We start from the raw sequence: 24,857 nt of genomic DNA, 5'->3' as shown, positions 1-24,857 counted from the left end.
CGATCGAGCACGCGCGTCCCGGCGCCGCCCTCCCCGCGTCCGCCCGCCCGCACCCGGGTCGTCCGGCTGGTCGCCGGGCTCGTCGCGGCCGCCGGCCTGCTCGTGTCGGTCGTCCTCGCCGCCGGGGCCCTGGCGGTCGCGGTCGGCGTCGACACCGGCAGCGGCTGGGGGGCCCAGCTCGCCGACGTGTGCGACGCCCTGGCCGGGTCGCTGCGCGGGCTGTTCGACTTCTCCGGCGAGCAGGGCGAGGTCCGCGAGACGCTCGCCGCGTGGGGCCTGGGGTCGGTGCTCGCGCTGGTCGCCGGACGCCTCGCGGCGTGGCTGGTCGCCCGCCTGGCCTAGCCGCCGCCGGGTTCCGCGCGGTGTGACCCAGGCCATTCCATGCCCGGTTTCCCCGTATGTCACGCGTCGGTAACATTCGCAACGGTGGGCCGCGCGCGACCGCTGTCCTCGCGGTACCCACCCCGACCGTCGCGGCGCCGCACCTGGCGCCGCGTCCCGTGATCACAGGAGGGTCTTCGTGACCAAGATCGTTGTCGCAGTGAAGTACGTACCCGACGCGACGGCCGACCGGAAGTTCGAGAGCGACGACACCGTCGACCGCGAGAACGTCGACGGCCTGCTGTCCGAGCTCGACGAGTACGCGGTCGAGCAGGCGCTGCAGATCGTCGAGGAGGGCGAGGGCGAGGTGACCGTGCTGACGGTCGGCCCCGACGACGCTGCCGACGCGGTCCGCAAGGCCCTGCAGATGGGCGCCGACGCCGGCGTCCACGTCAACGACGAGGCCATCGCCGGCTCCGACGCCATCGCGACGTCGCTGGTGCTCGCCAAGGCGATCGAGAAGCTCGAGTACGACCTGGTCATGTTCGGCATGGCCTCGACCGACGGCTCCATGGGCATCGTCCCGACGCTCGTCGCCGAGCGCCTCGGCCTGCCGGCCGTCACCTACGGCTCGGAGATCACCGTCGACGGCTCGACCGTCACGATCCGCCGCGACGGCGACGCCGCCTCCGAGACGGTCACCGCCGAGGGCAAGGTCGTCGTGAGCGTCACCGACCAGACCGGTGAGCCGCGCTACCCGTCCTTCAAGGGCATCATGGCCGCGAAGAAGAAGCCGGTCGACGAGTGGAGCCTGGCCGACCTCGGCGTCGACGCCGCGCAGGTCGGCCTGGACGCGTCCGGCACGCAGGTCGAGTCGACCGCGCCCCGCCCGCCCCGCACGGCCGGCGAGATCGTCACCGACGAGGGCGACGGCGGCACCAAGCTGGCCGAGTTCCTCGCCTCCAAGAAGTTCATCTGAGAAGGAGCACCACCCATGACTGAAGTTCTGGTGGTCGTCGACCACGTCGACGGTGCCGTCACCAAGCCCACGCTGGAGCTCCTGACCCTCGCCGCGCGCCTGGGCGAGCCCTCCGCGGTCGTCTTCGGCGCCGGCGCCGACACGGCCAAGGAGAAGCTGGCCGAGTTCGGTGCCGCGAAGATCTACTCCTACGACGACGCGGTCTTCACCGACTACCTCGTCGCGCCCAAGGCCGAGGCCCTCGCGGCCCTCGTCGGCGAGGTCTCGCCGGCGGCCGTGCTGGTGCCCTCGACCACGGAGGGCAAGGAGGTCGCCGCGCGCGTCGCGCTCAAGACCGACTCCGGCATCATCACCGACGCGGTCGACGTCGAGGCCGGCCCGGTCACGACGCAGAGCGTGTTCGCCGGCAACTACACCGTGACCGCCAAGGTCACCAAGGGCACGCCGGTCATCACCGTCAAGCCGAACTCCACCACGCCGCAGGCCGCTCCGGCCGCCGGCGAGGTCGTGGCCAAGACGGCCGACGTCTCCGACGCCGCCAAGGCGGCGAAGGTGACCGAGCGCAAGCCGCGCGAGAAGTCCGGCCGCCCCGAGCTGGCCGAGGCCGCGATCGTCGTCTCCGGCGGCCGTGGCACCGGTGGCGACTTCTCCGAGGTCGAGGCCCTGGCCGACGTCCTCGGTGCCGCCGTGGGCGCCTCGCGCGCCGCGGTCGACTCCGGCTGGTACCCGCACACCTTCCAGGTCGGCCAGACCGGCAAGACGGTGTCGCCGCAGCTGTACGTCGCCAACGGCATCTCCGGCGCCATCCAGCACCGCGCCGGCATGCAGACGTCCAAGACGATCGTCGCGGTCAACAAGGACGACGAGGCGCCGATCTTCGAGCTCGTCGACTTCGGCGTCGTGGGCGACCTCAAGACGGTCCTGCCGCAGGCGACCGAGGAGATCACCAAGCGCAAGGGCTGAGCCCTCCGCGCGACGCGGGCCCCGGTGGAGCGATCCACCGGGGCCCGCGTGCGTCCTGGCCCGTCCGGGCCCCCGGCGTACCGTCCGGACGGTTTATTACAAATCAGTTGCATGGCCCGTCGCGGCTAGGAGAGCGCGTGGGCCAGGTGATAGTCATTAACGGATGCACGGCTGTGCAGCAACCTGAACACAGGAGGAAACATGCGACTCTCCCGGCGTACGCGCCTCGCGGGTGTGGCACTGGTGGCCGCGGCGAGCCTGACGCTCGCCGCCTGCGGCGGTGACAGCGGCGACGACTCGTCGTCCAGCGACCAGGTCATCACCGTCGACGGCTCCGAGCCCCAGAACCCGCTGGTGCCGAGCTCGACGAACGAGACCGGTGGCGGCAACGTCATCGACGAGCTCTACGCGGGCCTGGTGGCCTACAAGGCCGACGGCTCCACCGTCAACGAGGTCGCTGACTCGATCGAGTCCGAGGACAACAAGACCTGGACCGTCAAGCTGAAGGACTGGGAGTTCAGCGACGGCTCGAAGGTCACCGCGGACTCCTTCGTCAAGGCCTGGAGCTACGGCGCGTTCATCGACAACGCCCAGCTCAACGCCTACTTCTACTACCCGATCGCGGGCACGAACGACGAGGGCAACTCCGAGACCCCCGAGCTCTCGGGCCTCAAGGTCGTCGACGAGAAGACCTTCACCATCACGCTGAAGCAGGCCGAGGCCGACTTCCCGGCGCGTCTGGGCTACTCGGCGTTCTTCCCGCTGCCGGACGCCGCCTTCGGCTCCGACGGCAAGGTGACCAAGGAGTTCGGCGAGAACCCCATCACCAACGGCCCGTACAAGATGGACGGCGAGGGCGCCTGGGAGCACGACACCCAGATCCGCCTGGTCCCGAACGAGAAGTACGACGGTGAGCGCAAGCCCGAGAACGGCGGCCTGACCTTCAAGTTCTACACCGACCTCGACGCCGCCTACACCGACGTGCAGGCCGGCAACCTCGACGTGCTCAAGACCGTCCCGGACAGCGCCCTGACGACCTTCGAGTCCGACGAGAACGTCCAGCCCGTCTCCGAGCCCGGCTCGGTCTTCCAGTCCTTCACGATCCCGCAGTCGATGCCCGGCTTCGGCTCGGACGAGGAGGGCAAGCTGCGTCGCCAGGCCATCTCCCTGGCCATCAACCGTGAGGAGATCACCGACAAGATCTTCAACGGCACCCGCACCCCGGCCAAGGACTTCAGCTCGCCGCTGATGCCCGGCTTCAACGAGGACATCGAGGGCTCCGAGGTCCTGTCCTTCGACCCGGAGAAGGCCAAGCAGCTCTGGGCGCAGGCCGACGAGATCAAGAAGTTCAACGGCAAGTTCCAGATCGGCTACAACGGCGACGGTGGCCACCAGGCCTGGGTCGACGCGGTCTCCAACCAGCTGAAGAACAACCTGGGCATCCAGGCGTCGGGCAAGTCGTACCCGACCTTCGACGAGCTCCGCAAGGACGTCACGGACCGCACCATCAAGATCGCGTTCCGCACCGGTTGGCAGCCCGACTACCCGTCGATCTACAACTACCTCGCGCCGGTCTACGGCACGGGTGCCGGCTCGAACGACGGTGACTACTCCAACAAGCAGTTCGACGACCTGATCAACCAGGCCGCGGGCGCCCAGGACGAGGACGAGCGCTACAAGCTCTACTCGGACGCCCAGGCCGTGCTGATGCAGGACCTGCCGGCCATCCCGACCTGGTACACGAACATCGCCGCGGCCTCGGCCAAGGGTGTCAACAACGTCGAGTTCAACTGGCAGAACCTGCCGGAGTACCACAAGCTCACCAAGTAGTACTCGGTGGCACCGCTCTAGGAGCAACTCGCTGGGGGTAGCGACTCGTCGCTACCCCCAGCGTCCTATTGTGGACCGGCCCGCCCGATCGGCGCGGTGCGCCGTCCGCGGGTTCTCTCATCAGGAGGCAGCTGTGTGGTGGTACGTCGGAAAACGACTACTGCAAACAATCCCCGTCATCCTCGGGGCCACGTTCATCATCTACGCCCTGGTCTTCCTTCGGCCGGGCGATCCGATCGCCGGCCTGTTCGGTGAGAAGCCGGTCAACGAGGGCGTGAAGGAGCAGATCGAGGCGCAGTACAACCTCGACAAGCCCTTCCTCGTCCAGTGGCTGCTCTTCCTCAAGGGCGCGGTCACCCTCGACTTCGGCAACTCCTACACCGGGCGCCCCGTGATCGACCTGGTCTCCCAGGCGTTCCCCGTCACGATCACCCTGGCGCTCATGGCCCTGGCCATCGAGATGGTCCTGGGCATCGTCGCCGGCACCATCGCCGGCCTGCGCCGCGGCGGCCTGTTCGACTCGACGATGCTGGTCACCTCGCTCATCGTGATCGCCGTCCCGATCTTCGTCTTCGGCTTCGTCCTGCAGCTGATCTTCGGCGTGAAGCTGGGGTGGGTGGATCCCACCGTCGGGGGAGACTGGTCGGTGAGCAAGCTGATCTTGCCGGCCTTCGTCCTCGGCCTCGTGTCGTTCGCCTACGTGCTGCGCCTGACGCGCACGAGCGTCGCCGAGAACCTGTCCACCGACCACGTGCGCACCGCGCGGGCCAAGGGCCTGACGCAGCGCCAGGTCGTGAAGAACCACGTGCTGCGCAACTCGCTCATCCCGGTCGTGACCTTCCTCGGCGTCGACCTGGGCGCGCTCATGGCGGGCGCCGTCGTGACCGAGAGCATCTTCAACATCCCCGGCGTCGGCAACCTCGCCTACAACGCGATCAAGCGCGGCGAGAACCCCACCGTCGTCTCGGTGGTCACGATCATGGTGCTCGTCTACGTCCTGGCGAGCCTGCTCGTGGACCTGCTGTACGCCTGGCTCGACCCGAGGATCCGCTATGCCTGAGATCGCCATCCGCCCCGGCCAGGAGCGCTTCGTCGCCCCCCTGGAGGAGACCCCGCTGCAGGACGTCGACTCGGTCGACCTGTCCGCCGCGCCCGAGAGCCAGTGGAAGGAGGCCTGGAAGCGGCTGCGCAAGAGCCCGCTGTTCTGGATCTCCGGCACGCTGCTCGTGATCATCGCGATCGTCGTGGCGTTCCCCGGCCTGTTCACCAGCGCCGACCCGTCCTACGAGAACCTGTCCGACAGCCTCGCCCCCGCGCGCGAGGGTCACCCGCTGGGCTTCACCCAGCAGGGCGGCGACGTCTGGGCCCGCACGCTCTACGGAGCGCGCGCGTCGGTCGCCGTCGGCGTGTTCGCCACGCTGTTCGTCACCGTCGTCGGCGTCGTCACCGGCGCCATCGCCGGCTTCTTCGGCGGCTGGGTCGACTCGCTGATCTCGCGCCTGAGCGACATCTTCTTCTCGATCCCGCTGCTGCTCGCCGCGATCGTGGTCATCTCGATCATCAACAACATCTGGCCCGAGCGTCAGTTCTGGGGATCGGTGTTCGTCGTGGTCGGCGCGCTCGCGCTGTTCGCGTGGCCGCAGATCACCCGCCAGATGCGTGGCGCGGTGCTGAGCGTCAAGAGCCTGGAGTTCGTCGACGCGGCCACCGCGATCGGCGCCTCGCGCTGGAAGAACCTCGTCCGCCACATCGTGCCCAACGCGATGGCGCCGGTCATCGTCACCGCGACGATCACGCTCGGCGTGTTCATCGTGGCCGAGGCGACCCTGTCCTTCCTGGGCCTGGGCCTGCCGCGCTCGTCGGTGGTCTCGTGGGGCAACGACATCGCCGCCGCGCAGGTGCTCGTGCGCTCCGGCCAGCACCTCGAGGTGATGTTCGTGCCCGCGACCGCCCTGGCGATCACCGTCCTGGCCTTCATCCTGCTCGGCGACGCCGTGCGCGAGGCCTTTGACCCGAAGGCGAGGAAGAAGTGAGCACCCGCTCCGAGGCGCGCGCCGCCAAGAAGAACGCCCCGGCCCCCGGGTACGACCCCGCCGTCGACCCGCTGCTGGAGATCAAGGACCTGCAGGTCGGCTTCCGCACGTCCAAGAAGGACGTCGTGCCGGCCGTGCGCGGAGCCAGCCTGACCGTGTACCCGGGCCAGACCGTCGCGATCGTCGGCGAGTCCGGCTCGGGCAAGTCGACCACCGCGCACGCGGTCATCGACCTGCTGCCCGGCCGCGGCGAGGTCACCGGCGGCGAGATCCTGTTCCAGGGCCGCGACGTGTCCAAGGCCCGCAAGGACGACATCGTCGCCATGCGCGGCTCGTCCATCGGCCTGGTGCCGCAGGACCCGATGAGCAACCTCAACCCGCTGTGGAAGGTCGGCTTCCAGATCAAGGAGGCGCTCGAGGCCAACGGCGTCGCCAAGGGCAAGGAGGCCGACCGTCGCGTCGTCGAGCTGCTCGAGGAGGCCGGTCTTCCGGACGCCGAGCGCCGGGCGCAGCAGTACCCGCACGAGTTCTCCGGCGGCATGCGCCAGCGCGCGCTCATCGCGATGGGCCTGGCCGCGCGGCCGAAGCTGCTCATCGCCGACGAGCCGACGTCCGCCCTGGACGTGACGGTGCAGAAGCAGATCCTGGACCACCTGGAGATGCTGACCGGCGAGCTGGGCGTGGCCGTCCTGCTCATCACCCACGACCTCGGCCTGGCCGCCGAGCGCGCCGACCACCTCGTGGTCATGTACAAGGGCAAGGTCGTCGAGTCGGGCCCGGCGCTGGACATCCTCCAGCACCCCGAGCACCCGTACACGCAGCGCCTGGTCTCCAAGGCGCCCTCGCTCGCCTCGCAGCGCCTGTCGGCGCGCGTGGAGCGCGAGGAGGTCAAGGCGCAGGCCGTCCAGACCGCCGGCGAGATCGCCGCCGAGCTGGAGGCCGAGCCCGAGGTCGTCGGTGACGTCACCCGTGACGACGTCATCACGGTGCAGAACCTCACCAAGGTGTTCAAGCTCCGCGGCAAGCGTCCCGGCCAGAAGATCGACTTCACCGCCGTCGACGACGTCTCGTTCTCGCTGCGCCGCGGCACGACCACGGCGATCGTGGGCGAGTCCGGCTCGGGCAAGTCGACCGTCGCGCGCATGGTGCTGGACCTGCTGGAGCCGACGTCGGGCACGGTGCTGTTCGACGGCGTCGACGTCCGCACGCTCAAGGGCAAGGACCAGCTGCGCCTGCGTCGCCAGATGCAGCCGGTGTTCCAGAACCCGTACGCGTCCCTGGACCCGCTGTACTCGGTCTACCAGTCGATCGAGGAGCCGCTGCGCACGCACGGCATCGGCAGCAAGAAGGAGCGCGAGGCGCGCGTGCGCGACCTGCTCGACAAGGTCTCGCTGCCCACCTCGGTGATGCCGCGGTTCCCGTCCGAGCTGTCCGGCGGCCAGCGCCAGCGCGTCGCCATCGCGCGGGCCCTGGCGCTGCAGCCCGAGGTGGTCATCTGCGACGAGGCCGTCTCTGCGCTCGACGTGCTCGTGCAGGCCCAGATCCTGGAGCTGCTCAACGAGCTGCAGGCCGAGCTGGGACTGAGCTACCTGTTCATCACCCACGACCTGGCCGTCGTCCGGCAGATCGCCGACGACGTCATCGTCATGGAGAAGGGCAAGGCGGTCGAGCAGGCCTCGGTCGACGAGGTCTTCAGCAACCCGACGCAGGCGTACACGCGCAAGCTGCTCGACGCGATCCCCGGCGGGTCGATCGAGCTCGGTCGCTGACCGTCCGCTGACGCGCAGGCCCCCGGGACCGGTCGGTCCCGGGGGCCTGTTCGTGCGTCCGGGGAGGACGCCGAGGGTGACCCTCCACCTCGGGTCGAGAGTTGACCCGGTTCGAACACGCGTTCGATACTGGACCCATGGTCGCGTCGGTGGTGGAGCAGCTCCAGGCGCGGGTCGACCTCATGCAGGGACGCCCCGCGGCGCAGCCGGTCGCCACCCACCCGGCGCTGAACGGACTGCTCGGCCTGCGGGCCGGCGGCACGTACACGGTCGACTCGGCCACCCTCGTGGGCCTGCTGCTGGCCGGCCCCTCGGCCGACGGCGCCTGGTGCGGCGTGGTCGGCTCGACCGAGCTGGGCCTGGAGGCCACGGCGGCGCTCGGGGTCGACCTGGGCCGGCTCGTGCTCGTCCCCGACCCGGCCGACGCGTGGCTCGAGGTCACCGCCGCCCTGGTCGACGCGCTGGGGGCGGTCGTCGTGCGTCCGCCGTCGAGCGTCGCCGAGTCCGCCGCCGCCCGGCTGGTCGCCCGGCTGCGCAAGCGCGGCGGGGTCCTGGTGGTGTGGGGCGACTGGCCCCGGCCCGACGCCCGGCTGACCCTGTCCGACCCGGTCTGGGCCGGGCTCGAGCGCGGCCACGGCCACCTGCAGGGCCGCCAGGCCACCGTCGAGGTGCGCCGCGGCACCGGTCCGGCCCGGCGGCGCCGGCTGTGGCTGCCCGCTCCCGACGACCAGGGCGTCCGCGAGGTCGAGACCGTGCCCACGCCGCTGCGGAGCGTCGGATGAGCACGGAGTCGCCGGCCCGGCCGGGCCCCGCCGCGGAGCGGAGCACCGACCGCCGGCTGGTCGTCTGGTGCCCCGACTGGCCCGTGGTCGCGGCGCTCATGCGCCGGCCCACCGAGGCGCCGGTCGCCGTCATGTCCGGCCACCGGGTGCTGGCCTGCTCGCCGGAGGCGCGCGACGACGGCGTGCGCCGCGGCATGCGCCGGCGCGACGCCCAGGCGCGGTGCCCCGACCTCGTGCTGCTCGACCACGAGCCGGAGGCCGAGGCCCGCGCGTTCGAGGTCGTCCTCGGTGGCCTGGAGTCGATCGTGCCCGGGGTCGCCCCGCTGCGTCCGGGCCTGTGCGCCCTGCGCCCGCCCGCCCGCTGGTTCGGCGGCGAGACCGAGGCCGCCGCCGTGATCGCCGAGCACCTGGTCGGCCTGGGCGTGTGGGACTCGCGGGCCGGCGTGGCCGACACGCTGTTCGCCGCCGAGCAGGCGGCGCGCCGGGCGCCGGCCCAGGACTGCGTCGTCGTGCCGCCGGGACAGAGCGCGGCCTACCTGGCCACGCTGCCGGTGGAGGTGCTGGAGTCCGACGACCTGGTGAGCCTGCTGCGCCGCATGGGCCTGAGCACGCTGCGCGACTTCGGCGCGCTGCCGGCCGCCGACGTCCACACCCGCTTCGGGCGCGAGGGCGCGCTGCTGCACCGGCTCGCGCGCGGGCTCGAGGCGCGTCCGCTGGCCGCGCGCGCCGTCCCGCCCGAGCTGTCGGCCGAGCTCGCCTTCGAGCCGCCGCTGTCGCGGGTCGACCAGGTCGCGTTCAGCCTGCGCACCACCGCCGAGCGGTTCGTGGCCCGTCTGGCCGAGGCCGGCCTGGTGTGCACCCAGGTGCGCATCGAGGTCGACGCCGAGGGCGAGCTGGTCTCGGCCCGCAGCTGGTCGCACCCGCGCTGGTTCGCCAGCGGCGACGTCGTCGACCGGGTCCGCTGGCAGCTGCAGGCCGCCCGGGGCGTCGAGGCGCCCGTGGGCGCGGTGCGGCTCGTCCCGGAGGGGCTGGAGTCGCTGGGCGACCACGCCGAGAGCCTGTTCGGCGGCGGTCCCGACGCCGCGGTCGAGCGCGCCGTCGCCCGCGTGCAGAGCATGGTCGGCCACGAGTCGGTGCTGGCCGTCGGGCTGCAGGGCGGACGCACGCCGGCCGCGCGCCAGCTGCTCACCCCGTGGGGCGACAAGCCGGTGGCGACCCGTGGCCCCGCGCTGCCGTGGCCGGGCAGCCTGCCCCCGCCGGCGCCGGCCACGGTGTTCGCCAGCCCGCAGGAGGCACTGGTCGTCGGGGCCGAGGGCCAGGCGGTCGGCGTCACCGGACGCGGCACGGTCACCGGCGAGCCCGCCCTCTTCCGGGCCGAGCCGCACGCCGACTGGCAGCCGGTGGCGTCCTGGGCCGGGCCGTGGCCGGTCGACGAGCTGTGGTGGGACGAGGCGCACGCGCGCCGCATCGCCCGCTTCCAGGTCGTCGGCGTCGACGGCAGTGCCTGGCTCATGGTCGTCGAGAACGGCCAGTGGTGGACCGAGGCCCGCTATGACTGAGCCTCACCCTCCCCGTGGGGTCACCGTCCCGCTGAGTGTGACGTCCCGGGGGTGGATCGGCGCTCCCGCCCCCCGAAACGTCACACTCAGCGCGAGCCCGGGGCGGGTCTGAGGTGCCGTACTTCAACCCCGACATCCCGTGGCGCGAGCTCGAGCGGGGGCTCTCCGGACGTCCGCCCGAGGCGCCCGAGCCCGACGGTGGCGACGCGCCGGGCTACTCGCGCAAGCGCCGGCCCGCGGTGCGCGACGACGTCCGCCGGCCGACCGGCCCGGTCGTCCCGTACGCCGAGCTGCACTGCCACAGCAGCTACAGCTTCCTCGACGGCGCCAGCGGGCCCGAGGCGCTGGTGGCCGAGGCGATCGGCCTGGGCCTGCACGCGCTGGCGATCACCGACCACGACGGCTTCCACGCCGCGCCGTACGTCGCCGAGACCGCCCAGCTGCACGCCGAGCACGGGCTGCGCACCGTCTACGGGGCCGAGCTGTCGCTGGGGCTGACCGGTCCGCAGAACGGCGTGCCCGACCCCGAGGGCCAGCACCTGCTCGTCCTGGCCCGGGGCGTCGAGGGCTACCACCGGCTCGCCGCGGCCATGACCGAGGCGCACCTGGCCGGCGACGAGAAGGGCCACCCGCGCTACGACCTGGACGACCTCGTCGACCGGGGCCGCGGGCACTGGGCCGTGCTCACCGGCTGCCGCAAGGGCGCGGTGCGCCAGGCGCTGGCCGCGGGCGGGCGCGACGGCGCCCGCACCGCGCTGCGTGGCCTGGTCGACCGGTTCGGCGCCGACGCCGTGCACGTCGAGCTCACCGACCACGGCCGGCCCACCGACGACGCCACCAACGACGCGCTGGCCGCGCTGGCCGCCGAGCTCGGCCTGCCGACCGTGGCGACCAACAACGTCCACCACGCCACCCCGGCCGAGCGCCGCCTGGCCATGGCGATGGCCGCCGTGCGCGGACGCCGCAGCCTGGCCGAGATGGACGGCTGGCTCGACGCGGCCGGCGGCGGCCACCTGCGCTCGGGCGCGGAGATGCTCGCCCGCATGCCGCGCCACCGCGACGCCGTCGCCCGCACCGTGCCGCTGTCCGACGAGCTCGCCTTCGACCTGCGCGCGGCGAGCCCGCAGCTGCCCCAGCACGGCATCCCCGAGGGCTGGACGGCGATGGGCTGGCTGCGCCACCTGGTCGCCGAGGGCATCGAGCTGCGCTACGCCCACGACCGCGAGCGGGCCACCGCGCGCATCGAGCGCGAGCTGGCGGTCATCGAGGAGAAGGACTTCCCGGGCTATTTCCTCATCGTCCACGACCTCGTCCAGCACGCCCGCGAGCAGGGCATCCTGTGCCAGGGCCGGGGCTCGTCGGCCAACTCCGCGGTCTGCTACGCCCTGGGCATCACCGCCGTCGACTCGGTGCACTACGAGCTGCCGTTCGAGCGCTTCCTGTCCGAGACCCGCGACGACGCCCCCGACATCGACGTCGACTTCGACTCCGACCGCCGCGAGGAGGTCATCCAGTGGGTCTACGAGCGCTACGGACGCCGCAACGCCGCGCAGGTCGCCAACGTCATCAGCTACCGGCCGCGCTCGGCGGTGCGCGACGCGGCCAAGGCGCTCGGGCATTCGCCGGGCCAGCAGGACGCGTGGAGCAAGCAGGTCGACAGCTGGTCGCGCATCGACCCCGACGAGGGACACGGCATCCCGGCCCCGGTGCTCGCCCTGGCCGAGCAGCTGCTGGGCTCGCCCCGCCACCTGGGCATCCACTCCGGCGGCATGGTGCTGACCCGCCAGCCGATCGGCGAGGTCGTGCCGATCGAGCGGGCCCGCATGCCCGGACGCACCGTGCTGCAGTGGGACAAGGACGCCTGCGCCTACATGGGCCTGGTGAAGTTCGACCTGCTCGGCCTGGGCATGCTCGGCGCGCTCGACCACACGATGCGGGTCGTGGCCGAGCACCTGGGGGAGGAGTGGACGCTCGCGACGCTGCCGCGCGACGAGGCCGCCACCTACGACATGCTCTGCCGGGCCGACTCGATCGGCGTCTTCCAGGTCGAGAGCCGGGCCCAGATCGGCACGCTGCCCCGGCTGCAGCCCCGCCGCTTCTACGACCTGGCCATCGAGATCGCGCTCATCCGGCCCGGCCCGATCCAGGGCGGCGCGGTGCACCCCTACATCCGCCGGGCCATGGGCCAGGAGCCGGTCGAGTACCCGCACCCGCTGACCGAGCCGGTGCTCGAGCGCACCCTGGGCGTGCCGCTGTTCCAGGAGCAGCTCATGCAGATGGCCGTGGCGATCGGCGACTGCACCCACGCCGAGGCCGACCTGCTGCGCCGGGCGATGGGCTCCAAGCGCGGGGTCGAGCGCATCAGCACGCTCAAGGACAAGCTGTACGCGGGCATGGCCACCCACGGCATCGTCGGCGAGCAGGCCGACAACCTGTACCAGCGCATCGAGTCGTTCGCGAACTTCGGCTTCGCCGAGAGCCACGCGCTGAGCTTCGCGGTGCTGGTCTACGCCAGCTCGTGGCTCAAGCTCCACTACCCGGGCGCGTTCCTGGTCGGGCTGCTGCGCAACCAGCCCATGGGCTTCTACTCGCCGCAGTCGCTGGTCGCCGACGCCCGCCGCCACGGCGTGCGGGTGCTGCGGCCCGACGTCAACCGCTCGCGCGCCCAGGCCGACCTCGAGCCCGACCCCGAGGGCGCGCCCGGCGGCCGCGACGCGTGCCTGGAGTTCCTCCAGCCGACCCCCGAGCCGTTCGTCCGCGGCACCCCCGACCCCACGTCCGAGCACCGGCGTGACGGCGGGTTCTGCGTCCGCATGGGCCTGGACGCCGTGCAGGGCATCGGGCTGGACGCCGCGCAGCGGGTCGTCGCGGCACGGGGCGACGCGCCGTTCACGTCCATCCCCGACCTGGTGCGGCGCACCGGCCTGACCACCGCGCAGGTGGAGTCGCTGGCCACCGCGGGCGCGTTCGACAGCCTGGGCCTGAGCCGGCGCGAGGCCCTCTGGAACGCCGGGTACACCGACAGCCCCGACATGCTGCCGGGCACGGCCACCGTGGTCGAGGCGCCGATGCTGCCGGGCATGACGCCGGCCGAGCTGACCGTCGCCGACCTGTGGGCCACGCACGTCTCGCCCGACACCCATCCCATGGGGTACGTGCGCGAGCTGCTGACGTCCGAGGGGGTGCTGGCCGTCTCCGCGCTGGCCGGGCACGAGCCGCGCCGCCGGGTGCACGTCGGCGGCCTCATCACCCACCGCCAGCGCCCGGCCACCGCCAGCGGCGTCACCTTCCTCAACCTCGAGGACGAGACCGGCATGCTCAACGTCGTCGTCACGCCCGACGTCTGGAAGCGCCACCAGCGGGTCGCGCGCACCGCGGCGGCGGTCGTCGTCCGCGGGATGCTCGAGGTCTCGGCCGAGGGCGTGGTCAACCTCGTCGCCGAGAAGCTCGTCCGGCTCGAGGAGCTGTACCCGGCCGCGGCCGCCGCCCTGCCCGCCAAGCACCGGGCCCGCGACTTCCGCTGAGCCGTCCCCGTCTCGCCGGGTCCCCTCGTCGCTGAGCGTGACGTTCTGCACGCCCGCCCCGGTGTGTCGCGGGCACGACGTCACTCCCAGCGACGACGAGAGCACCCCGCCGCGCCGGACAAAGGGTTGACCTGACCAGAAGGGGGTCTTAGGGTCAAGCCAACCTGAAGGGGGAGTGGACGTTGGCGATCGACCTGGCGGTCTCGACCGTGAGCTTCGCGCTGCGTCCGGACCCGCGCACCGGGCGTGCCACGCTGTGGCTGCCGCTGGTCCGCCGCATCCGCGAGCCGTACGAGGGACGCTGGGCGCTGCCCGGCGGCCCGCTGCGTCCCGACGAGGACCTCGCCACGAGCGCTCGCAGCACCCTGGCGCGGACCACCGGCCTGGCCCCGCGCTACCTGGAGCAGCTGTACTCCTTCGGCGCGGTCGACCGCTCCGCCGGGCCCGACCGGGTCGTCTCGATCGTCTACTGGGCGCTCGTGCGTCCGTCCGAGGACGCCCGCGCCGTCGACGGCGAGAACGTCGAGTGGTTCGTCGCCGACGAGGTGCCCGGCCCGCTGGCCTTCGACCACGACGCGATCGTCCGCTACGCGCTGGACCGGCTGCGGGCCAAGCTCACGTACTCGCCGATCGCGCACAACTTCCTGCCCGACACGTTCACCCTCGCCGAGCTGCGCGAGGTGCACGAGGCCGTGCTCGGACGCCCCCTCGACCCGGCCAACTTCCGTCGCCAGGTGCTGGCCGGCCGCACGATCGAGCCCACCGGCACCAGCCTGCAGGGCACCAGCCACCGACCCCCGGCGCTGTACCGCGTCGCCACCCCCGTCAGGAGCCAGGCATGACCACCTCCGTCCACGACGCCATCACCGCGGCGCCCGCCGCCAGCTGCGACACCGACCTCGCGCAGGGACCCTGGGTCTTCGACGCGACACCCGGCTACGGCCCCGGCGCGTCCGAGCTGGACGTGCTGCCGGCACCGGTCACGCGTCCGGGCCAGCTGCCGGTCGCCTACCAGCGCATGGACGAGGCCGAGCTGCACGCGCGCATCCGCCGGGCCAAGGACGCGCTGGGGGAGCGGCTGGTCCTGCTCGGCCACTTCTACCAGCGCGACGAGGTGGTGCAGCACGCCGACTTCGTGGGCGACTCCTTCCAGCTGGCCAACGCCGCGCTGACCCGCCCGCAGGCCGAGACGATCGTCTTCTGCGGCGTCCACTTCATGGCCGAGACCGCCGACGTGCTCGCCGGGCCGGGCCAGCGGGTGATCCTTCCCAACCTGGCCGCCGGGTGCTCCATGGCCGACATGGCCGACACCGAGTCCGTCGATGCGGCCTGGGAGCAGCTCCTGGAGGTCTACGCCGACGAGACCGGCGACCTCGCGCCCGTCGTGCCGGTGACCTACATGAACTCCTCGGCCGCGCTCAAGGCGTTCTGCGGCCGCAACGGGGGCATCGTCTGCACGTCCTCGAACGCCGAGGTCGTGCTCGAGTGGGCGTTCGAGCGCGGACGCCGGGTGCTGTTCTTCCCCGACCAGCACCTGGGCCGCAACACCGCCAAGGCGATGGGCGTCCCGCTGGAGCGGATGCCGCTGTGGGACCCGCGCAAGCCGCTCGGCGGGAACGACGAGGCGACGCTGCGCGACGCGAAGGTGCTGCTCTGGCACGGCTTCTGCTCGGTGCACAAGCGCTTCACGGTCGACCAGATCACCCGTGCCCGCGCCGAGCACCCCGGCGTGCAGGTCGTCGTCCACCCCGAGTGCCCGATGCCGGTCGTGGACGCCGCCGACGCCGCCGGGTCGACCGACCTCATCCGCCGCTTCGTGGAGGCCGCCGCGCCCGGCAGCACCATCGCCATCGGCACCGAGGTCAACCTGGTCAACCGGCTCGCCGCCCAGCACCCGGACAAGACCATCTTCTGCCTCGACCCGGTGATCTGCCCCTGCTCGACGATGTACCGGATCCACCCCGGCTACCTGGCCTGGGTGCTCGACGGCCTGCTCGAGGGCGAGGTGCGCAACGAGATCGTCGTCGAGGAGTCCGTGGCCGCCGACGCCCGCGTCGCGCTGGAGCGGATGCTCGCCGCCCAGCCCCGGACGACCGCCCGGCCATGAGCACGATCGCCGTCGTCGGCTCGGGCGTCGCGGGACTCACCGCGGCGCTGGAGGCGGACGCGCGCGGGCACCGGGTCGTGCTGCTCACCAAGGCGTCCCTGGCCGACGGCAGCACGGCGCGGGCGCAGGGCGGCGTGGCCGTCGCGCTCGACGCGGCGGACGTCCCGCGCCACGTCGACGACACGCTCGCCGCCGGAGCCGGGCTGGTCGACGCCGAGGCCGCCCTCGCGGTGTGCGGCGCCGGGCCCGACGCGCTCGCGGACCTGCTCGCCCGCGGAGCGGCGTTCGACCGGGCGCCCGACGGGGCCCTGGCCCGCGGGCTGGAGGCGGCCCACTCGGCCTCGCGCATCGTCCACGCCGGTGGCGACGCCACGGGGGCCGAGGTCGTCCGGGCCCTCGTCGCCGCGCTGCGCGCCACCGCGGTCGTCGTCCGCGAGGACGCGTTCGCGCTGGACGTCGTGGTCGAGCACGGCCGCGCCACCGGCGTCCGGCTGCTCGACGGCGAGGTCGTGCCGGCCGACGCCGTCGTGCTGGCCACCGGCGGCTCGGGGCAGCTGCTCGGCCGCACCACGAACCCGTCGGTGGCGACCGGCGACGGCGTCGCCATGGCGCTGCGGGCCGGCGCCGACGTCGCCGACCTCGAGCTCGTCCAGCTCCACCCGACGGTGCTGCCGGACGGCTTCCTGGTCTCCGAGGCGGTGCGCGGCGCCGGCGCGGTGCTGCGCGACGCGTCCGGCCACCGGTTCCTGCTCGACGTCGACCCGCGCGGCGAGCTCGCGCCCCGCGACGTGGTCGCGCGGGCCGTCGCCCGCCGGGCCCACGAGCAGGGACGCCCGGTGGTGCTCGACGCCACCGCGCTCGGCGCCGACCAGCTCGCGGCCCGGTTCCCGACCATCGACGCCCACGTGCGCTCGCTCGGCCTGGACTGGTCGCGCGAGCCGGTGCCGGTCACGCCCGCCGCGCACTACGCCATGGGTGGCGTCGTGGCCGACGTCGCCGGGCGCACGAGCCTGCCCGGGCTGCACGCGGTCGGCGAGTGCGCGTGCACCGGCCTGCACGGGGCCAACCGGCTGGCGTCCAACTCGCTGCTGGAGGGCATGGTGCAGGGCCGGGCGGTGGTGCGCGCGGTCGAGGACGGTCCGCGCCCGCTGGCGCCGCGGCCGGGCTGGAGCCCGTCCGAGCCGATCGTCGTCACCGGCGGCACCGACACGTTCGCCCGGGCCGAGCTGCAGTCGCTGATGTGGGACGCGCTGGGCGTCGCACGCACCGAGGACGCCCTCGCGCACGCCGCCACGCGACTGGCGACCTGGGTGCCGCCCGCGCCCACCGACCCCAAGTCCGCCGAGGACGCCAACCTGCTGGTGCTGGCCCGGGCGACCGTCGCCGCGGCCCGGCGCCGCACCGAGTCGCGCGGCGCGCACCAGCGCGCCGACCACCCCCGTACCGACCCCGCCCAGGCGCGCCACCGCGTCCTGCGCCGAGAGGGAGCCTGATGCTCGACCGCCGCCAGATCGACGCCGTCGTCTCGATGGCCCTGGACGAGGACGCCCCGCACGGCGACCTCACCAGCCAGGTGCTCGTGCCGGCCGGCGTCACCGCCACCGCCGAGCTGGTCGCCCGTGAGTCCGGCGTCCTGGCCGGCATCGAGGTGTTCGCCGCCGCCATGACCGCCCTGGACGACCGCGTGGACGTCGACGCCTTCGCCGAGGACGGCGAGACGTTCGTGCCCGGCGACGTCCTGGCGCGCGTGCACGGACCGGCCCGCGCGCTGCTGCAGAGCGAGCGGGTCGCGCTCAACCTCGTCCAGCGCATGTGCGGGGTCGCCACCACGACCCGCGCCTACGTCCGCGCGGTGGAGGGCACGGGCGCGCGGGTCGTCGACACCCGCAAGACCACGCCCGGCCTGCGGGCGCTGGAGCGGCACGCGGTGCGCTGCGGTGGCGGGCACAACCACCGCTTCTCGCTGTCCGACGCCGTCATGGCCAAGGACAACCACCTCGCCGTCGTCGGGTCGATCGGCGAGGCCATCCGCCGCGCGCGCGCCGAGCTGCCGCACACGACGCACGTCGAGGTCGAGATCGACCGGCTCGACCAGCTCGACGAGGTGCTCGACGCCGAGCCCGACACGATCATGCTCGACAACTTCTCCCTGGCCGACCTGGTCACCGGCGTGCGCCGCATCGACGGGAAGGCCGTCGTCGAGGCGTCCGGCGGCATCACCCTGGAGACGATCGCGGGCGTCGCCGCCACCGGCGTGGACGTCATCAGCGTCGGCGCGCTGACCCACGGGGTCCGCTCGCTCGACCTCGGCCTGGACGTCGTGGTCGGGTCGTGACCGTCTACCTCGACGAGGCGGCCACGTCGCCCGTGCGCCGCGAGGTGCTCGAGGCGATGTGGCCCTACCTCACCGGGGTCTTCGGCAACCCGGCCAGCCACCACGAGGTGGGGGCCGCGGCACGGTCCGGCATCGACCGGGCCCGGCAGGAGGTGGCCGGGCTGCTCGGCGTCCGGCCCGGCGAGCTGACGTTCACGTCCGGTGGCACCGAGGGGGCGAACGCCGCGGTGAAGGGACTCGCGCTGGCCGCCCCGCGCGGGCGCCACGTCGTCGTGTCGGCCGTCGAGCACCCCGCCGTGCTGGAGTCGGCACGCTGGCTCGGCCGGCTCGGGTTCGAGGTGACCGAGGTGGGCGTCGACGACCGCGGCACGGTCACCCCCGAGGCGCTGGACGCCGTCCTACGCGACGACACCACGCTGGTGAGCGTCCAGCTGGCCAGCAACGAGGTCGGCACGGTGCAGCCGGTCGCCGGGCTCGCGGCGGTGGCGGCGGCGCACGGCGTCCCGTTCCACACCGACGCGGTGCAGGCCGCGCCGTGGCTGCCGCTCGACCCGGCGGCCCTGGGCGTCCAGGCCCTCAGCATCTCCGGCCACAAGCTCGGCACGCCGAAGGGCTCGGGGCTGCTGTGGGTCGACCGCCGCACGCCGTGGGAGCCGCTCGTCCACGGCGGTGGGCAGCAGGACGGACGGCGCAGCGGCACCGAGGACGTCGCCGCCGCCGTCGGGCTCGCGACGGCGCTGCGCCTGGCCGCGACCGACCGCGACGCCGAGTCGGTCCGGGTCGCCGCGCTGCGCGACACGCTCGTCGCCCGGGTCCTGGACGCCGTGCCGGGCGCGGCCCTCACCGGGCACGCGACCGACCGGCTGCCCGGGCACGCCTCGTTCGTCCTGCCCGGCGTGAGCGGCGAGGCGGCGCTGATCGGGCTCGAGGAGCGCGGCGTCGTCTGCTCCAGCGGGTCGGCCTGCGCGGCGGGCAGCGACGAGCCGAGCCACGTCCTCACCGCGATGGGCCTGCCGCGCGACGTCGCGCAGACCGCCGTGCGGCTCACGTTCGGCCGCGGCGCCACCGCCGACGAGCTCGAGCACGCCGCCCGCACGCTCGCCGCGGTGGTGGCCCGGCTCCGCCCGGCGGCCGGGTAGGGGAGCGGGACTACGCTGGGACGGTCATGACCGAGCAGCAGACCGTCTACCTCGACCACGCGGCGACCACGCCCATGGTCCCCGAGGCGATCGCCGTCATGACCGAGCAGCTCGCCCGCACCGGCAACGCGTCCTCGCTGCACGCGGCCGGCCGCGCCGCCCGCCGCACCGTGGAGGAGGCCCGCGAGCTCGTCGCGTCCCACCTCGGCGCCCGGCCGAGCGAGGTCGTCTTCTGCTCCGGCGGCACCGAGGCGAACAACCTGGCCATCAAGGGCCTGTTCTGGGCCCGCCGCGCCACCGACCCCGCCCGCACCCGTGTCCTGTTCAGCGCGATCGAGCACCACGCGCTGCTCGACCCGGTGACCTGGCTGGCCAAGCACGAGGGCGCCGCCGTCGAGACCACCCCGGTCGACAAGATCGGACGCATCCGGCTGGACGCCCTGCGTGCGGCGGTCGAGACCGATCCCGGCTCGGTCGCCGCGATCACCACGATGTGGGCCAACAACGAGATGGGCACCGTCCAGCCGGTGCGCGAGGTCGTCGAGCTCGCCGCCGCCCACGGCATCCCGGTGCACAGCGACGCGGTGCAGGCCGCCGGCTACCTGCCGCTCGACTTCGGGGCCAGCGGCCTGGACGCCATGACGGTCACCGCCCACAAGCTCGGCGGCCCGGTCGGCGTCGGCGCGCTGGTCATCCGGCGCGAGGTCGAGCCGGTGCCCCTGCTGCACGGCGGCGGCCAGGAGCGCGACCTGCGCTCGGGCACCATCGGCGTCGCGCTCATCGCCGCGTTCGCCAAGGCCGTCGAGGTCACGTTGGCCCGGCAGGCCGAGACCACCGCGCGCATCGAGGCGCTGCGCACGCGGCTCGTCGAGGGCCTGACCCGCGTGGTGCCGGACGCGATCGTCAACGGCGACCCCGAGCCGGGCGCCGGCCACCGCCTGCCCAACATCGCGCACGTGACGTTCCCGGGCTGCGAGGGCGACGCCATGCTCATGCTGCTGGACGCCCAGGGCGTCGAGTGCTCCACCGGCTCGGCCTGCGCCGCCGGCGTGCCGCAGCCCAGCCACGTCCTGCTCGCGATGGGCTACGACGAGCGGGCCGCCCGCGGGTCGCTGCGCTTCAGCCTCGGCCACACGTCCACCGAGGCCGACGTCGACCGGCTGCTCGCCGTGCTCCCGGCCGTCCACGAGCGGGCGCTCGCCGCCGGCATGGTGAGGCAGCGATGAGGGTCGTCGCCGCGATGTCCGGCGGGGTCGACAGCGCCGTCGCCGCCGCCCGCGCCGTCGACGCCGGGCACGACGTCACCGGCGTCCACCTGGCGCTGAGCCGCAACCCGCGCTCGTACCGCTCCGGGGCGCGTGGCTGCTGCTCGATCGAGGACTCCAACGACGCCCGCCGCGCGGCGGACGCCCTGGGCATCCCGTTCTTCGTGTGGGACATGAGCGAGGAGTTCGCCGACGAGGTCGTCGACGACTTCGTCGCGGAGTACTCGGCCGGACGCACGCCCAACCCGTGCCTGCGCTGCAACGAGAAGATCAAGTTCGCCGCCGTGCTCGACCGGGCGCTCGCGCTCGGGTTCGACGCGGTCGCCACCGGTCACTACGCCCAGCTGCGCACCGCGGCCGACGGCACGATCGAGATGCACCGCGCCACCGACCACGGCAAGGACCAGTCGTACGTCCTCGGCGTCCTGACCCAGGACCAGCTGGCCCACTCGCTGTTCCCGCTCGGCGGCTCGGTCAAGACCGACGTGCGCGCCGAGGCGGCCGAGCGCGGCCTGCAGGTGGCCACGAAGCCCGACAGCCACGACATCTGCTTCGTCGCCGACGGCGACAACGCCGGCTGGCTGGCCGAGAAGCTCGGCCCGCGCCCGGGGTCGGTCGTCGACGAGGACGGCACCGTCCTGCGCGAGCACGACGGCGCGTACGCGTTCACCATCGGCCAGCGCCGCGGCCTGCGCCTGGGCGTGCCGGCCGACGACGGCAAGCCGCGCTTCGTGCTTGACATCGAGCCCGTCTCCGGCACCGTCACCGTCGGCCCGCGCGAGCGTCTGCAGGTGGACGCGCTCGAGGGCATCCGCCCGCTGTGGTGCGGCACCGCCCCCACCGGGACGCTGGCGTGCACCGTGCAGCTGCGCGCCCACGGTGACGAGCACCGCGCCAGCCTGACCGTCGACGGCGACCGCGTGCACGTCACGCTGCACGACCCGGCGTCCGGCATCGCGCCCGGACAGGCCGTCGTGGTCTACGACGGCACCCGCGTCGTCGGCTCGGCCACCATCGCGCGCACCCACCGCCGCGAGCCGGTGGGCTAGCGTCCACCCCGCCCGTCCGGCGGTGAGCCCGCGTCCACGACGCCGGCCCGCGTGGACGCAGGCCCACCGCCACCCCGCACGCACGACCCAGGAGGACGCATGGCGCTCGCCACCGGCATCGGCTCGATGCCCGGCACCGACGTGGTCGACACCGTCCACACCGTGCTCGGCGAGGTCGGCGCCCTGCCGCACGTGCCCGAGCTGCCCGCCCGCGGCGCCCCGGCCGGCATGGTCGGACGCTCGCTCGCGCTGCTCGTGGGCGTCGGCGCCGACCTGCAGCCGCAGGGCTGGCGGCTCACCGACCACGACGGCGTCGACCTGCGCCGGGCCCGCTCGCTGCTGGCCCGCGACCTGGACGCCGTCGAGGAGCTGGCCGGCGAGCACCGCGGCCCGTTCAAGACCCAGGTGACGGGTCCGCTGACCCTGGCCGCGACCGTCGAGCGTCCCAAGGGCGACAAGCTGCTGGCCGACCACGGGGCGCGCCGCGAGCTCGCCGAGTCGATGGCCGAGGGCGTCGCCGAGCACGTCCGCGGCCTGCGCCGCCGCCTGCCGCACGCCGAGCTGGTCGTGCAGGTGGACGAGCCCGCCCTCGTCGCCACGCTGGAGGCGAAGGTGCCCACCGCGAGCGGCTGGGCGACGCACCGCAAGGTCGACGCCCCGGAGGCGGACGCCCTGCTGCGCCGCTACGTCGACGCGATCGCCGGGGCCGGCGCGCGTCCGGTCGTGCACACGTGCGCCCCGGACGTCCCCGTCGCCCTGCTGCGGGGTGCCGGCTTCCAGGCCCTCGCCTTCGACCTCGCGCTGGCCCACCCGCACGACGCCTGGGCCGAGGCGTTCGAGGCGGGCGTCGACCTGTGGCCCGGCGCCGTGCCGGCCGTCGAGCAGCCGGGCTCCGACGCCGTGCTGGGCCGCCGGCTGGAGACCTTCTTCGACCGGCTCGGCTTCGCCCGCGACGCCTACGACGAGCGGCTCGTCGTGACCCCGGCGTGCGGGCTCGCGGGGGTCTCGCCGACCGCCGCCCGCCGCGCGCTGGCGCTGGCCCGCACCCTGGCCGAGGCGTCCGCGGACGAGCGCTGAGCCGTCCGCGGCGCGCCGCGCCGACGTCGGTGGCCGCCGATACGATCGCGCCATGGAGACCGACGAGCTGCGCCAGCGTCACAAGGAGCTGACCGAGGTCATCGAGGGCCATCGGGCCCGCTACTACGTCGACGACGCGCCCACGGTCTCCGACGCCGAGTACGACGCGCTCATGCGCGAGCTCGAGCAGCTCGAGGAGCAGCTGCCCGACCTGCGCACGCCCGACTCGCCTACGCAGTCCGTCGGCGGCTACGCGAGCTCGACCTTCGAGGCCTACGAGCACCGCGAGCGCATGCTCAGCCTCGACAACGCCTTCAGCCCCGACGAGCTGCGGGCCTGGCACGAGCGGCTGCTGCGCGACGGCGCCGGCGACGCCGCCTTCCTGTGCGAGCTCAAGGTCGACGGCCTGGCCATCTCGCTCACCTACGAGCAGGGCGTGCTCACGCGGGGCGTCACCCGCGGCGACGGACGCGTGGGGGAGGACGTCACCAACAACGTCCGCACCATCAAGGCGATCCCGCACCGGCTCACCGGCACCGACGACTTCCCGGTGCCGGCGTACGTCGAGGTGCGCGGCGAGGTCTACTTCCCGACCGCGGAGTTCGAGGCGTTCAACGAGGCGTGGGCCGAGTCGGGCAAGACTCCGTTCGCCAACCCCCGCAACGCCGCCGCCGGGTCCCTGCGCATGAAGGACGCCTCGGTCACCGCGAGCCGTCCGCTGTCGATGGTCTGCCACGGGCTCGGCTACCGCGAGGGCTTCACCCCCGAGCGGCAGAGCCAGGCCTACGACGCGCTCAAGGCGTGGGGGCTGCCCACGTCCGACCGCGCCCGCACGGTCGACACCCTGGCCGAGGTCGAGGAGTTCATCGCCTACTACGGCGAGCACCGCCACGACGTCGAGCACGACATCGACGGCGTCGTGGTCAAGGTCGACCAGGTCGACCTGCAGCGCCGCCTGGGCTCGACCAGTCGCGCGCCGCGCTGGGCGATCGCCTGGAAGTTCCCGCCCGAGGAGGTCAACACCCGCCTGCTCGACATCCGGGTCAACGTCGGCCGCACCGGGCGCGTCACGCCGTACGGCGTCATGGAGCCGGTCAAGGTCGCCGGGTCCACGGTCGAGATGGCCACGCTGCACAACAAGCACGAGGTGGCCCGCAAGGACGTCCGTCCCGGCGACATGGTCGTGCTGCGCAAGGCCGGTGACGTCATCCCCGAGATCGTCGGCCCGGTGCTGCCGCTGCGCCCGGACGACGCCGAGCCGTGGGTCATGCCGATCGAGTGCCCGTCGTGCGGCACGACGCTCGCGCCGGCCAAGGAGGGCGACGCCGACCTGCGCTGCCCCAACTCCGAGCACTGCCGCGGCCAGATCATCGAACGGCTCGAGTACGTGGCCGGACGCGGCGCGTTCGACATCGAGGCGCTGGGCTACGAGGGCGCCGTCGCGCTGCACGACAGCGAGGTGCTCGAGAACGAGGCCGGGCTGTTCGCGCTCACCGAGGACGACCTGCTGCGCACCAACCTGTACCGCACCAAGGCCGGTGCGTTGTCGGCCAACGGCCGCAAGCTGCTCGAGAACCTCGACAAGGCCAAGCAGCAGCCGCTGTGGCGGGTCGTCGTGGCGCTGTCGATCCGCCACGTCGGTCCGACGGCGGCCCGGGCGCTGGCGACGCACTTCGGCGACCTGGCCGCGATCCGCGAGGCCGACGTCGAGACCCTCGCCGCGGTCGACGGAGTCGGCCCGACGATCGCCCGCGCCGTCGTCGACTGGCTGCAGGTGCCCTGGCACGTGGCGATCCTCGACGCCTGGGCGGCGGCCGGCGTCCGCACCGCCGACGAGCGCGACGAGTCCGTGGAGCGCACGCTGGCCGGGCTGACGATCGTGGTCACCGGCTCGCTGCAGCGCTACACGCGCGACTCGATCAAGGAGACGATCATCGCCCGCGGCGGCAAGGCGTCCGGCTCGGTGTCGAAGAAGACCGACTACGTGCTGGTCGGCGACGCGCCGGGGTCCAAGGCCGAGAAGGCCGAGCAGCTCGGCGTCCCGATCCTCGACGAGGACGCCTTCGACGAGCTCGTCGCCCACGGCCCGCCGGCCGCGGCCGACGACGAGAGCGCTCCCGAGGAC

At 73.5% G+C, this 24,857-nt stretch carries 19 protein-coding genes; all 19 read left to right on the top strand.

Annotated elements, in window-relative coordinates:
- Positions 1-342: hypothetical protein (locus E0W78_RS16670; RefSeq protein WP_165570551.1), on the top strand; the 342-nt coding region annotated here is incomplete at its 5' end.
- Positions 343-520: 178 nt separating this feature from the next.
- Positions 521-1,300, top strand: coding sequence for an electron transfer flavoprotein subunit beta/FixA family protein (locus E0W78_RS16245; RefSeq protein WP_131404983.1), 780 nt, complete (start codon positions 521-523; stop codon positions 1,298-1,300).
- Positions 1,301-1,315: 15 nt separating this feature from the next.
- A complete protein-coding gene (locus tag E0W78_RS16240) occupies positions 1,316-2,263 on the top strand; it encodes an electron transfer flavoprotein subunit alpha/FixB family protein (RefSeq protein ID WP_131404982.1) in 948 nt (315 codons plus the stop codon).
- Between the two features lie 201 nt (positions 2,264-2,464).
- Positions 2,465-4,093: an ABC transporter substrate-binding protein gene (locus tag E0W78_RS16235; protein ID WP_131404981.1), complete on the top strand. Its 1,629-nt coding sequence runs from the start codon at positions 2,465-2,467 to the stop codon at positions 4,091-4,093.
- 133 nt (positions 4,094-4,226) lie between these two features.
- Positions 4,227-5,153 (top strand): ABC transporter permease, encoded by a 927-nt coding sequence (locus tag E0W78_RS16230; RefSeq protein WP_131404980.1) that lies wholly within the window; start codon positions 4,227-4,229, stop codon positions 5,151-5,153.
- A complete protein-coding gene (locus E0W78_RS16225) occupies positions 5,146-6,126 on the top strand; it encodes an ABC transporter permease (protein ID WP_131404979.1) in 981 nt (326 codons plus the stop codon). The genes E0W78_RS16230 and E0W78_RS16225 overlap by 8 nt, the downstream gene beginning before the upstream one ends.
- Positions 6,123-7,895: an ABC transporter ATP-binding protein gene (locus E0W78_RS16220; protein WP_131404978.1), complete on the top strand. Its 1,773-nt coding sequence runs from the start codon at positions 6,123-6,125 to the stop codon at positions 7,893-7,895. The genes E0W78_RS16225 and E0W78_RS16220 overlap by 4 nt, the downstream gene beginning before the upstream one ends.
- A 137-nt stretch (positions 7,896-8,032) precedes the next feature.
- Positions 8,033-8,677 (top strand): hypothetical protein, encoded by a 645-nt coding sequence (locus E0W78_RS16215; protein ID WP_131404977.1) that lies wholly within the window; start codon positions 8,033-8,035, stop codon positions 8,675-8,677.
- Complete coding sequence (locus E0W78_RS16210; protein WP_131404976.1) at positions 8,674-10,236, top strand: DNA polymerase Y family protein; 1,563 nt, start codon at positions 8,674-8,676, stop codon at positions 10,234-10,236. Before E0W78_RS16215 ends, E0W78_RS16210 begins: the two co-directional genes overlap by 4 nt.
- Before the next feature lie 113 nt (positions 10,237-10,349).
- Positions 10,350-13,760 carry an error-prone DNA polymerase gene (locus E0W78_RS16205; RefSeq protein ID WP_131404975.1) on the top strand — a complete coding sequence of 1,137 codons (3,411 nt, stop codon included), beginning with the start codon at positions 10,350-10,352 and terminating at the stop codon, positions 13,758-13,760.
- Positions 13,761-13,942: 182 nt separating this feature from the next.
- Complete coding sequence (locus E0W78_RS16200) at positions 13,943-14,602, top strand: NUDIX domain-containing protein (RefSeq protein ID WP_242686392.1); 660 nt, start codon at positions 13,943-13,945, stop codon at positions 14,600-14,602.
- Positions 14,599-15,867: a quinolinate synthase NadA gene (gene nadA, locus E0W78_RS16195; protein WP_131404973.1), complete on the top strand. Its 1,269-nt coding sequence runs from the start codon at positions 14,599-14,601 to the stop codon at positions 15,865-15,867. The genes E0W78_RS16200 and nadA overlap by 4 nt, the downstream gene beginning before the upstream one ends.
- Positions 15,864-17,360, top strand: a complete 1,497-nt coding sequence (gene nadB / locus E0W78_RS16190; RefSeq protein ID WP_131404972.1) for an L-aspartate oxidase — start codon at positions 15,864-15,866, stop codon at positions 17,358-17,360. The genes nadA and nadB overlap by 4 nt, the downstream gene beginning before the upstream one ends.
- On the top strand, positions 17,360-18,202 hold the full coding sequence (nadC, locus tag E0W78_RS16185) for a carboxylating nicotinate-nucleotide diphosphorylase (protein WP_131404971.1): 843 nt from the start codon (positions 17,360-17,362) through the stop codon (positions 18,200-18,202). Before nadB ends, nadC begins: the two co-directional genes overlap by 1 nt.
- On the top strand, positions 18,199-19,341 hold the full coding sequence (locus E0W78_RS16180; RefSeq protein ID WP_131404970.1) for a cysteine desulfurase family protein: 1,143 nt from the start codon (positions 18,199-18,201) through the stop codon (positions 19,339-19,341). Before nadC ends, E0W78_RS16180 begins: the two co-directional genes overlap by 4 nt.
- Positions 19,342-19,367: 26 nt before the next feature.
- A complete protein-coding gene (locus E0W78_RS16175) occupies positions 19,368-20,567 on the top strand; it encodes a cysteine desulfurase family protein (RefSeq protein WP_131404969.1) in 1,200 nt (399 codons plus the stop codon).
- Positions 20,564-21,655 (top strand): tRNA 2-thiouridine(34) synthase MnmA, encoded by a 1,092-nt coding sequence (mnmA, locus tag E0W78_RS16170; protein WP_131404968.1) that lies wholly within the window; start codon positions 20,564-20,566, stop codon positions 21,653-21,655. Before E0W78_RS16175 ends, mnmA begins: the two co-directional genes overlap by 4 nt.
- Positions 21,656-21,754: 99 nt before the next feature.
- On the top strand, positions 21,755-22,732 hold the full coding sequence (locus E0W78_RS16165; protein ID WP_131404967.1) for a methionine synthase: 978 nt from the start codon (positions 21,755-21,757) through the stop codon (positions 22,730-22,732).
- A 52-nt stretch (positions 22,733-22,784) separates the two neighbouring features.
- Positions 22,785-24,857, top strand: a 2,073-nt coding sequence (gene ligA / locus E0W78_RS16160) for an NAD-dependent DNA ligase LigA (protein WP_131404966.1), incomplete at its 3' end; no start/stop codon positions are given.

Origin of the sequence: Aeromicrobium sp. IC_218, from assembly GCF_004336805.1 — a bacterium.
In the GTDB taxonomy this organism is placed as follows: domain Bacteria; phylum Actinomycetota; class Actinomycetes; order Propionibacteriales; family Nocardioidaceae; genus Aeromicrobium.
This window is presented reverse-complemented; position numbering and strand designations above follow the sequence as displayed.

What these genes read in the sequence shown, in the direction of transcription:
- E0W78_RS16240 (WP_131404982.1), top strand. Translation starts at nt 1,316, where the DNA reads ATGACTGAAGTTCTGGTGGTCGTCGACCACGTCGACGGTGCCGTCACC.
- E0W78_RS16235 (WP_131404981.1), top strand. Translation starts at nt 2,465, where the DNA reads ATGCGACTCTCCCGGCGTACGCGCCTCGCGGGTGTGGCACTGGTGGCC.
- E0W78_RS16225 (WP_131404979.1), top strand. Translation starts at nt 5,146, where the DNA reads ATGCCTGAGATCGCCATCCGCCCCGGCCAGGAGCGCTTCGTCGCCCCC.
- E0W78_RS16215 (WP_131404977.1), top strand. Translation starts at nt 8,033, where the DNA reads ATGGTCGCGTCGGTGGTGGAGCAGCTCCAGGCGCGGGTCGACCTCATG.
- E0W78_RS16210 (WP_131404976.1), top strand. Translation starts at nt 8,674, where the DNA reads ATGAGCACGGAGTCGCCGGCCCGGCCGGGCCCCGCCGCGGAGCGGAGC.
- nadA (WP_131404973.1), top strand. Translation starts at nt 14,599, where the DNA reads ATGACCACCTCCGTCCACGACGCCATCACCGCGGCGCCCGCCGCCAGC.
- nadB (WP_131404972.1), top strand. Translation starts at nt 15,864, where the DNA reads ATGAGCACGATCGCCGTCGTCGGCTCGGGCGTCGCGGGACTCACCGCG.
- nadC (WP_131404971.1), top strand. Translation starts at nt 17,360, where the DNA reads ATGCTCGACCGCCGCCAGATCGACGCCGTCGTCTCGATGGCCCTGGAC.
- E0W78_RS16175 (WP_131404969.1), top strand. Translation starts at nt 19,368, where the DNA reads ATGACCGAGCAGCAGACCGTCTACCTCGACCACGCGGCGACCACGCCC.
- mnmA (WP_131404968.1), top strand. Translation starts at nt 20,564, where the DNA reads ATGAGGGTCGTCGCCGCGATGTCCGGCGGGGTCGACAGCGCCGTCGCC.
- E0W78_RS16165 (WP_131404967.1), top strand. Translation starts at nt 21,755, where the DNA reads ATGGCGCTCGCCACCGGCATCGGCTCGATGCCCGGCACCGACGTGGTC.